The sequence below is a fragment of the Streptomyces bugieae genome (assembly GCF_036352915.1).
Taxonomy (GTDB): Bacteria; Actinomycetota; Actinomycetes; order Streptomycetales; family Streptomycetaceae; genus Streptomyces; species Streptomyces endophytica.
This window is the reverse complement of record NZ_JAZBJP010000046.1, coordinates 43058-53393: the sequence shown is the minus strand read 5'-3', so window position 1 is coordinate 53393 and position 10336 is coordinate 43058. Positions and strand designations below refer to the sequence as shown.

Annotated in this window: 7 protein-coding genes; 5 read left to right on the top strand and 2 right to left on the bottom strand. The window is 72.5% G+C overall.

The genetic code is table 11. The features are described from left to right. Positions 1-81 precede the first annotated feature (81 nt). Both V2J85_RS36815 and V2J85_RS36810 read right to left on the bottom strand, forming a co-directional pair. Positions 82-1245 carry a hypothetical protein gene (locus V2J85_RS36815; RefSeq protein WP_261956275.1) on the bottom strand — a complete coding sequence of 388 codons (1164 nt, stop codon included), beginning with the start codon at positions 1243-1245 and terminating at the stop codon, positions 82-84. 10 nt (positions 1246-1255) lie between these two features. Beyond that, entirely contained in the window at positions 1256-1501 is a 246-nt protein-coding gene (locus V2J85_RS36810) for a MoaD/ThiS family protein (RefSeq protein WP_261957493.1), read from the bottom strand. Positions 1502-1709: 208 nt separating this feature from the next. On the opposite strand from V2J85_RS36810, the gene V2J85_RS36805 reads away from it, so the two are divergent. The 5 genes from V2J85_RS36805 (at position 1710) to V2J85_RS36785 (ending at position 10324) form a co-directional block, all read left to right on the top strand. Beyond that, a complete protein-coding gene (locus V2J85_RS36805; protein ID WP_261956274.1) occupies positions 1710-3443 on the top strand; it encodes an ABC transporter ATP-binding protein in 1734 nt (577 codons plus the stop codon). Positions 3444-3550: 107 nt separating this feature from the next. Then, the gene (locus V2J85_RS36800; RefSeq protein ID WP_330824021.1) at positions 3551-5452 is read left to right on the top strand and encodes an ABC transporter ATP-binding protein; all 1902 of its coding nucleotides are present in this window, start codon (positions 3551-3553) and stop codon (positions 5450-5452) included. A 406-nt stretch (positions 5453-5858) separates the two neighbouring features. After that, a complete protein-coding gene (locus tag V2J85_RS36795) occupies positions 5859-6557 on the top strand; it encodes a DUF3800 domain-containing protein (RefSeq protein ID WP_261956273.1) in 699 nt (232 codons plus the stop codon). A gap of 48 nt (positions 6558-6605) precedes the next feature. Continuing rightward, a complete protein-coding gene (locus tag V2J85_RS36790; protein WP_261956272.1) occupies positions 6606-8858 on the top strand; it encodes a hypothetical protein in 2253 nt (750 codons plus the stop codon). A gap of 620 nt (positions 8859-9478) precedes the next feature. Then, positions 9479-10324: a response regulator transcription factor gene (locus V2J85_RS36785; protein ID WP_261956271.1), complete on the top strand. Its 846-nt coding sequence runs from the start codon at positions 9479-9481 to the stop codon at positions 10322-10324. Positions 10325-10336 lie beyond the last annotated feature (12 nt).

The window sequence follows — 10336 nt, the reverse complement described above, 5'->3', positions numbered from 1 at the left end:
CGCCGGAAGCGCTCGCCCGCGGCCGCCGCTGAGTATCCGGCGCGGGTCGTCGGGCCCGGGGCCCGCCCGATGGGTCAGGCCCTAGCCCAGGGCCCGCCCCAGGACGTACACCGCGGGGGCGGCGAGGGCCAGGGGCAGGGCCACGCCGGCCGTCATGTGGACGAAGCGGGACGGGTAGTCGTAGCTGGCCACCCGCAGGCCGATCAGGGCGCAGCCGCCGGCCGCCAGGCCCAGCAGGGCGCCGGACGTGCCCAGGCCGGTCAGCTGGCCGGCCGCGATACCGGCACCGGCCGCCGCCACCAGCGAGATCCCGACCGAGACGAACGAGGGCAGCGGCAGCGCCCGGGCGAGCGTGGCCACCCCGACCGCGGCCGCGCCGACGACCACCGCGTGCGGGTTCGCGGCCAGGTGGCCGGCCGCGAGCACCGCCAGCGCGGTCGAGGTCAGGCCCGCGGTCAGCGCGTACATCCGCTCGTCCGCGCTGCTGCGGTTGCGCAGCTGGAGGATCAGGACCAGCAGGCACCACACGCCGAGCGTGCCGATGCCCACCAGGGGCGCGCTCGCGGGGTCCGTGGCCAGCAGCGCCGCGTCGGTGGCCAGCCCGGCCAGGAACGCCAGCGCGATGCCCTGGCGGGCCGGCCACATGCCGTTCAGTCGGAACCAGCCGGCGGCGGTGACCGCCTGGAGGAGCACCACCGGCACCGCGAGCACCGGCTGGGCCAGCGGCGCGGTCAGGGCCAGCAGCAGCGCGAGGACGGCGGTCAGCGCGGCCGGCTGGATGCCCGGCGGGATGATCGGCGAGCGGCCCTCCAGGCGGGCGCGCTGGTTGGGCTTGAGCGGCGCGGCGGGCAGCGAGGGCGGGGCGGCCGCCATGGTGGCGGTCGCGGCCGGCTGCGGGGCGGGCAGCGGCGCGGCGTGCCCGGGCTGCTCCGGTCCGGGCCGGCCGTGGCCGTGCCCGGGCTGCCCGTACGGGTCGCCGTAGGCGCCCTGGGGGTCGTGCGGGGCGGTGGCCGGCTGGGGCGCCGGCTGCCCGTAGGGGTCGGGCCCGCCGTACTGCTGCTCCTGGTAGGGCTCGGGCTGCCCGTAGGGGGCCGGCCGGCCGTAGGCGTCCTGCGGGGCGTAGGGGCCGGGCTGCCCGTACGGGGCCTGCGACCCGTACGGGTCCTGTGGGGCGTACGGGCTCTGCGGCGCGTACGGGTCGTGCGGCTGGTACGGCTGGTGGCCCTGCGGCTGGTGGTCGCTCATGATCGGCTGCTCACCCTCCCGCGAACGGCGGCAGGACCTCGACGGTGCCGCCCTCGGCCAGCGGCACCCCGGCGTGGTCGCGGGTGCCCACCGGATCGCCGTCCACCAGGAACGAGCAGCGCATCAGCACCCGGGCGAACTCGGGGTTCGCGGCGTGCGCGGCGCGCGCCGCGTCGAGCGCCTCGGCGAGCGTCGCCGCCCTGTAGGGCTCCTCTGCCGTGCCCGCGGCGGCCTTGGCCGCGGCCCAGTAGCGCACGGTGCCAGTTGTTGTCACGGCGGCCTCTTCGTCGTGTCGGTCGGGGGACCGCCCTCGGTGGCGGCGGCCCCGTCGTTGCCGCCTCCATGATGGCGTACGCGACGGCCGGGGCCGTCCGGGACGAGTTCCGGTGGCGGCTTTCGTCCCGCTCCCGGCGGCCTTCCGGAAATTCGATTGCCGAAGGCAAGTGTTCACTTAGGCTCATTGTGTGTTGGTACGACTCGCGCGGGCGCATTTGCGCCCCCACCGGCGCTCGATGACCCTGATCGTGCTGCTCCAGCTGATCCAGACCCTGGCCACCCTCTACCTCCCCACCCTCAACGCCGACATCATTGACAACGGTGTCGTGCAGGGGGACACGGGCTACATCTTCCGCACCGGCGGTTTCATGATCGCCGTCACCCTGCTGCAGATCGTCTGCGCGATCGGTGCCGTCTACTTCGGCGCGCGCACGGCCATGGCCCTCGGCCGGGACATCCGCGCCGCGGTCTTCGACCGGGTGCAGTCCTTCTCCGCCCGAGAGGTCGGCACCTTCGGCGCCCCGTCGCTGATCACCCGTACCACCAATGACGTCCAGCAGGTCCAGATGCTGGTGCTGATGACGTTCACGATGATGGTCTCCGCGCCGATCATGTGCGTCGGCGGCGTCGTCATGGCGCTCAACCAGGACGTGCCGCTGTCCGGCCTCCTGCTGGTCATCGTCCCGGTCCTCGGGATCCTCGTCTCACTGATCGTGCGCCGGATGCGGCCGCTCTTCCGCGGCGTGCAGGAGCGCATCGACACCGTCAACCGCGTGCTGCGCGAGCAGATCACCGGCATCCGTGTGATCCGCGCCTTCGTCCGCGACCGGCACGAGCGCGAGCGGTTCGCCGGGGCCAACACCGGCCTCTACGACGTCTCGCTCCGCGCCGGCCGGCTGATGTCGATGATGTTCCCGCTGGTCATGCTGATCGTGAACCTCTCCAGCGTGGCCGTCGTCTGGTTCGGCGGGCTGCGCATCGACAGCGGCGGGATGCAGATCGGCGCGCTGACGGCCTTCCTCAGCTACCTGATGTACATCCTCATGTCGATCATGATGGCGACGTTCATGGTGATGATGCTGCCGCGCGCCGAGGTCTGCGCCGAGCGCATCCAGGAGGTGCTGGCCACGGACTCCAGTGTTGTCCCGCCGCAGGACCCCGTCACCACGCTGCGCCGCCGCGGCGAACTGGAGCTCCGCAACGTCGAGTTCCGCTTCCCCGGTGCCGAGCAGCCGGTCCTCAAGGACATCTCGCTCACCGCCCGCCCCGGTGAGACCACCGCCGTCATCGGCTCCACCGGCAGCGGCAAGTCCACCCTCCTCGGGCTCGTGCCCCGGCTCTTCGACGCGACCGGCGGCGCGGTCCTGGTCGACGGCGAGGACGTGCGCGGTCTCGACCCGGAGACGCTGGCCGGCGCCATCGGCCTGGTCCCGCAGAAGCCGTACCTCTTCTCCGGCACGGTGGCGAGCAACCTCCGCTACGGCAACCCGGACGCTACCGACGACGAGCTGTGGCAGGCCCTGGAGACCGCCCAGGCCCGCGACTTCGTCGAACGGATGGAGGGCGGTCTGGACGCGCCCGTCGCACAGGGCGGCTCCAACGTCTCCGGCGGCCAGCGGCAGCGGCTGGCGATCGCCCGCGCACTGGTCCGCCGGCCCGAGATCTACCTCTTCGACGACTCCTTCTCCGCGCTGGACTACGCCACCGACGCCGCACTGCGCGCCGCGCTCTCCCGCGAGACGGACCGGGCGACGGTGGTGATCGTCGCCCAGCGGGTCGCCACGATCCGCGGCGCCGACCGGATCGTCGTGCTGGACGAGGGCCGCATCGTGGGCACCGGCACCCACACCGAGCTGATGGCCGACAACGAGACCTACCGGGAGATCGTGCTCTCCCAGCTCACCGAGCAGGAGGCGGCGTGACCACCGCGGACAAGGGGGCGGCCACCCGCGCCCCGGCGGCCACCGAGGGGACGACCACGGCGGCCCCCAGACGAGGGCCGGCCCCGGCGGCCGGCCCGGCCCGCTTCATGGGCGGGCAACCCACCGAGAAATCCATGGACTTCAAGGGCTCCGGCAAGCGCCTGCTGGGCCAGATGCGGCCCGAGCGCGGCATCATCTCCGTCGCCCTGCTGCTGGGTGTGGCGAGCGTGGCGCTGACGGTCGTCGGCCCCAAGGTCCTCGGCCACGCCACCGACCTGATCATGTCCGGCATCATCGGCCGCCGGCTGCCCGAGGGCATCACCAAGGCCCAGGCCGTGGCCCGGCTGCGGGCGCACGGCCAGGGCGGGCTGGCCGACATGCTCGGCGCCATGCCGTTCGTGCCCGGCCACGGCATCGACTTCGGCACGGTGGGCGTGGTCCTGCTCTGGGTCGCCGTGATCTACGCCGGGGCCTCGCTCTTCGGGTTCGTCCAGGCCCGGATCGCCACCAAGGTCGTCCAGCGGACCGTCTTCCGGCTGCGCGAGCAGGTCGAGGAGAAGCTCGGCCGGCTGCCGCTCAGCTACTTCGACAAGCAGCAGCGCGGGGAGGTCCTCTCCCGGGCCACCAACGACATCGACAACATCCAGCAGACGCTGCAGCAGACCCTCAGCCAGATCGTGTCCTCGCTGCTGACCATCCTCGGCGTGCTCGCCATGATGTTCTGGATCTCCTGGCTGCTGGCCCTGGTCGCGCTGGTCACGGTCCCGGTCTCGGTGGTCGTCGCCACCAAGATCGGCAAGCGGGCGCAGCCGCAGTTCGTCCAGCAGTGGAAGACCACCGGCAAGCTCAACGCCCACATCGAGGAGATGTACACCGGCCACAGCCTGGTGAAGGTCTTCGGCCGGCAGAAGGAGTCCGCCGAGCTCTTCCGCGAGCAGAACGAGGCGCTCTACGCGGCCGGCTTCCGGGCCCAGTTCATCTCCGGCATCATCCAGCCCGCGATGATGTTCATCGGCAACCTGAACTACGTGCTGGTCGCGGTGGTCGGCGGGCTGCGCGTCGCCTCCGGGGCGCTGTCCATCGGTGACGTCCAGGCGTTCATCCAGTACTCCCGCCAGTTCAGCCAGCCGCTGACCCAGGTCGCCTCGATGGCCAACCTCGTCCAGTCCGGCGTCGCCTCCGCCGAGCGGGTCTTCGAACTCCTCGACGCCCGGGAGCAGGACCCCGACCCCGAGCGGCCGGCCCGCCCCGAACACGTCCGCGGCCACGTCGGGTTCGAGTCCGTCTCGTTCTCCTACGCCCAGGACAAGCCGCTGATCGAGGACCTGTCGCTGGCCGTCCACCCCGGCCAGACGGTCGCCATCGTCGGCCCGACCGGCGCCGGCAAGACCACCCTGGTCAACCTCCTGATGCGGTTCTACGAGGTGCGCGGCGGCCGGATCACCCTGGACGGCGTGGACATCGCCGCGATGTCCCGCGAGGAGCTGCGGGCCAACATCGGCATGGTCCTCCAGGAAACCTGGCTCTTCGGCGGCACGATCGCGGAGAACATCGCCTACGGCGCGCCGGCCGGCACCTCGATGGACAAGATCGTGGCGGCCGCGAAGGCCACCCACGTCGACCGCTTCGTGCGCACCCTCCCCGACGGCTACGACACCGTCCTCGACGACGAGGGCAGCAACGTCTCGGTCGGTGAGAAGCAGCTGATCACCATCGCCCGGGCCTTCCTCGCCGAGCCCGCCATCCTCGTCCTCGACGAGGCCACCAGCTCGGTCGACACCCGCACCGAGGTCCTCATCCAGCACGCGATGGCCCAACTGCGGTCCGGGCGCACCAGTTTCGTGATCGCACACCGCCTCTCCACGATCCGGGACGCCGACACCATCCTCGTCATGGAGAACGGCGCCATCGTCGAACAGGGCTCCCACGACGCCCTGTTGGCGGCCGACGGCGCCTATGCCCGGCTGTACGCGGCCCAGTTCGCCGAGGCGGTGGTGGAGGCCGACTGACCCCGGCCGCCCGCCGACCGGTCCCTTACCGCACCCGCGCCCGTATGACCTGCGAGTAAACCCAACTCCCCCCGGAGATCGCGGATTTATGTGTAGGTCATACGGGCGCGCCGCTATCGTGTGGTCAACACGTCACACACGGCGACGAGGTGTGTACGGGGTCCGGGAATGATCCTGGACGCCGTCGCCCGCAGCCGAGTTCCCGTAGGAGAACCGGCGGGCGGCGGCTGCTGCTTGGGGTGAGTGGTGCCTCCCATGAGGCCTGATCCGCCGCAGAGCGCGTACCCGGCCGCTCGTGCCGCGCTGCGCGTGCGCGTGGTGAGAGGGAACGCTCCATGCCAAGAGGGTGCGGACGATGGCGTGCGCACGGCGCCTCAATGCGGCCCGGTACGGGAGACGGCTGTTCATGGCCACCAAGAAGTCCGCCGCGCCTCTGCGGATCATCTACGGCGACGACGCCGGCGACGCCCGCACGATCACGGCGTTCGCCTCGCTGTCCGTCCACCTGGACGACCTCGAGGCCGCCAAAGGGGAGCTGCTGCGCTTCCGCGCCTCCCTGGAGGAGGACCCCGCCCTGCAACTGCCGATCCACGCCTCGCTGCACGCCCAGGACCTCGCCGCGGGCCGCGGCCGCCACCTCTACCGCCCCGGACTGACCGGCGCCGCGCGCGAGGCCCACCTGGCCGCCTGCCGCGGGGTGATCCGCCGCGGCCTGGAAGCCGTCGCCGCGATCCCCCGGGCGCGGGTGACCGCCGTCCACCGCGAGACGGACGACTACGGACGTGACCGCCCGGCCCTCCAGCGCGCCTGGCTGCACCGGATCAACGCCGAACTCGCCGCCGCGGACGAATACGGCGTGGTGGTCGTCGACGGCGACGGCACCGACACCTGCCTGGTCGATGCCTACCACGACCTGCCCGGGCGCGACCGCCGCATCGTGGGCGTCCCGCTCTTCGAGTCGGCCCGGATCAACTACTTCCTGCAGGCCGCCGACCTGCTCGCGTACGCCGCCTACCAGAGCGTCGCCAAGCGCCCGGAGCGGGAGTTCCTGTGGGGCTCGTTCGGCGCCGCCCTGCCGTGGGCCGACGGCCCCACCGCGCAGTGATGACCCGTGCCGACCGGTCCGCAACCAGCACAGAACGACGGAGGGTTCATGTCGAAGTCCGAGGCGCAAGCGCCGATCACCGTGGAGTGGGGCAAGGAACAAGTCGTGGTCTCCGACGTCGCGCGGGAGCTGCCGGGCGCCTCGCACGTCGACGACCGGATGAAGCTGGTGAAGGCCGGACAGGACAGCGCGCTGGCCTCGCTCCCCGAGGACGCCTGGCACGCGGTCGCGCGCGCGTCGGTCGCCCCGGAACTCGTCGCCGTGCAATTGCGGCAGCCGGGCGGCTCGGACGGCAGCCTGCTCCTGGAGGAGCACGTCGACGGCGCCACCCTCCGCTCCGTGCACACGAGGGTGTGGCTGACCGAGCTGTTCCCGGGCATCCAGCCGCGTACCGGCCAGGAGGTGCTGGACGTCGATGATCCCCAGGTCACCGGCATGGACGCGGACGGGCGGCCGCAGGCGATCCTGCGCTACGAGTACCGGGACCTGGCGCATCTCCGGAAGCACATCTGGCAGACCGTCCACGCCACGTTGCACATCAACTCCTACGAGGAGTCGATCCTGGCCCGGCGGGTGACCCGGGCGCTGATCGTGCACCCGGTCGTCATCGCCTTCACCGACGGCACCGAGCCGGTGCACACGCTGGTGGCCAGGGACGGCATCACCCGGCTGGCCAGCGCCTGGAAGGTGATGGCCGGCCCGGGCGCCACGAAGGAGGAGGCGGCCGAGGCGGCGACCGAGGCGCTGCTCGCCGAGCGCAAGCAGCCGGCCAACGAGCCGCTGAAGTCGCGGACCCAGCGGTGGGCGCTGGGCCGGGAGCTGCGGCGTGAGCTGCTGCGGGAGGAATTCGGCAGGGAGTCGGCGGGCGAGGTGCCTTCGCTGCGCGCCGTCCAGATCGCCCAGACGTACGTGGTGCCGGCCCACATCGTCGTGGGAACCCAGGCGCACGAAGGCGGCATGCTGCCCGCCGCCGATGTCTTCGACGACGCCCTGCGCTCGATCCTCGCCTCGGTGCACGTGGAGTTCAAACCGTGGGACGCGGCGGCCCAGAACCTGGAGGTCGCCACCCGCGCGCTCAAGCTCGTCGTGCAGACCCGGGCGCGCGAGTGGGGCAACGAGGAGCAACTGGGCGAGGTGTACGCCCTCGCGGTGGGCCGCCGCCCGGCCGCCGACACCCCGGCCATCTTCCGCGACCCGGGCATCCCCGCGACGCCGCTGTGGCGCGCGGTCTACCTCCTCCACGTGCTGACCCGGGCGGAGCTCTACGCCGAGCTGCGCGGGCGGGCCAAGGAGATCAAGAACGAGCGGCGGATGACCGCCAAGGGCTATGCGGGGCTGCTGGGCCCGGTGGTGGACGAGCCGTGGCGGGCGGAGAAGAAGGCGGCCGTCAAGCAGGCCCGGAAGGCCTGGAGCAACGGCGGTGTGCTGTGCAAGGCCGTGCTGTCCGGCGGCTGGATCCCGGTGCCGACCGACGACTTCACCAGTCTGGTGGCGCCCGCCCTGGCGGGCGACGTCAACGCCCGCTGCACCCTCGCGCTGGCCGGCGGCACGGCCCTGATCGCGGACAAGCTGATCACCAGCAACGTCGGGTCGGCCCTGGGCACCCGCCGGGAGCCGGGGAAGGTGCCCTTCCGCGCCGATGCCCATCTCGTCGTCGGCGGGCTGGCCGCCGAGGGCAATGAGCTCGGGCTGTGGACCCTGGCGCTGGCGGCGCAGCGGTTCGAAGCGGGCCGGCTGCCGCGCAATGCCAGTTCACGGCAGGAGTTCGGGCTGCCGGAGGAGGCGGCGGCGGACGGGGCCTACCAGCACGTCGCGGTGGATCTGGCGGCGCCGGACCGGATCCGCCGGCACGGCGAGGACGAGGTGCCGCTGCTGCCGTGGGACGTCGTCTACGCGTCGGACGAGGCCAGGGCGCGAAAGACGATCGCGGACGCGATGCCGCCGGTTCCCCGGACGGCCGGCCCGACCGGAGCGCAGCCCGGTGCCGGGACGGACGAGGCGCAGTCGGCGGCGGGGTCGGCGGCGGGGCAGGATGCCGAGGCGTCGGACGACCGTCCCGTCGGGGCGCGGATCGCCGAGCAGCGCAGGGCACTGGGGCTCGCGCTGAGCGGCGCGGAGAACGCCCTGGCCAAGCTGCGTGACCTGGGCGAGGGCCGGACCTATCCGCCGCTGTTCACCGACGCCGACGAATGGCACGAGCTGCGCGAGGCCGCGATCCGGGTCCACCACCAGATCGACAACCACCGGCCGCCCTCGGACGAGGAGGACCCGGTCGACGACGGCACCGAGACCGACGACTGAGCCGCGGGGAGGTGTGCCGGTGCGCGCACCCGTGCGCTCCCCGTGCGCTCCCCAACCCCGGGAGCGGCCGCCCGCCGCCGGTCGTCGGGGTCGTGTCGTCCCGTGGTGCGGACTGATCATGTCCGCATGCCGGGACGCCTCCGCGGTCGGATCGAGCCATCGCGGGGCCGGCCGGACCGCTGGTCGAAGGCCATGGGCGGGCCGGCGGCGGGGGCTCTCCGCAGGCTCCCAACTCGCCCTGTCGCTGGGCCGTTCAGGCGGTTCGGGAAGCCATGATCCATGCCCCGGCGACCGTCAACGGAGACACGCGATGACCACTCGAAGTGATCGACGGAACACAAGAACGTGCAAAATCGGCCTCGGGTCGGGTACCCATCTGAGCTATTCTGCTGGGCAAGAAGGATCCGGGCAGCGTTGCCCCCGGGTCCTTTTGTGCTTTCAGCCACGTTCCGCGCGGCTGCGAGGACCGTACGAAGCAGTGCCGCAGACACCCCGGCCGAGCCGGGAGGTGCCCCCGTCGCAGGGACCGAGGAGGAACCAGACGTCATGGGCGAGCGAAGCAGGCAGGACCGCGAGCAGAAGAGGATGCAACACCCCGAGAACCGGGTAGGTGGTCGCAGGTGAGTTCGCTCCTGCTGCTGACCAACGCACTCCAGCCGTCGACGGAGGTGCTCCCGGCGCTCGGGCTGCTGCTGCACAGCGTGCGGGTGGCCCCGGCCGAGGGCCCGGCGCTCATCGACACCCCCGGCGCCGACGTCATACTGATCGACGGCCGGCGTGACCTTCCCCACGTGCGCTCGCTGTGCCAGCTGCTGCGGTCCACCGGCCCCGGCTGCCCGTTGATCCTTGTCGTCACCGAGGGCGGCCTGGCCGCCGTCACCGCCGACTGGGGCGTCGACGACGTCATGCTGGACACGGCCGGCCCCGCCGAGGTCGAGGCGCGGCTGCGGCTGGCGATGGGCCGCCAGCAGATCACCACCGACGACGGGCCGATGGAGATCCGCAACGGCGACCTCTCGGTGGACGAGGCCACCTACAGCGCCAAGCTGAAGGGCCGGGTGCTGGACCTGACCTTCAAGGAGTTCGAGCTGCTGAAGTACCTCGCGCAGCACCCGGGCCGGGTCTTCACCCGCGCCCAGCTCCTGCAGGAGGTCTGGGGCTACGACTACTTCGGCGGCACCCGGACGGTCGATGTCCACGTCCGCCGGCTGCGCGCCAAGCTCGGTCCCGAGCACGAGTCGCTGATCGGCACGGTCCGCAACGTCGGCTACCGCTTCGTCACCCCCGAGAAGCCCGAGCGCTCCGCGGAGGGCGGTGGCAAGGCCAAGGACGACGGGGCGAAGCGGGCGGAATCCGACCGTAAGGCGGGCACCGCGCAGAGCCGCACCACGGCGGGCGGCGACGGCCCGGACCCGGCGGTCACCGCGCCCGCGGACTCCGCAGGCCCACGGCCTGCCCGCAGGTAGGACCACCCGCGT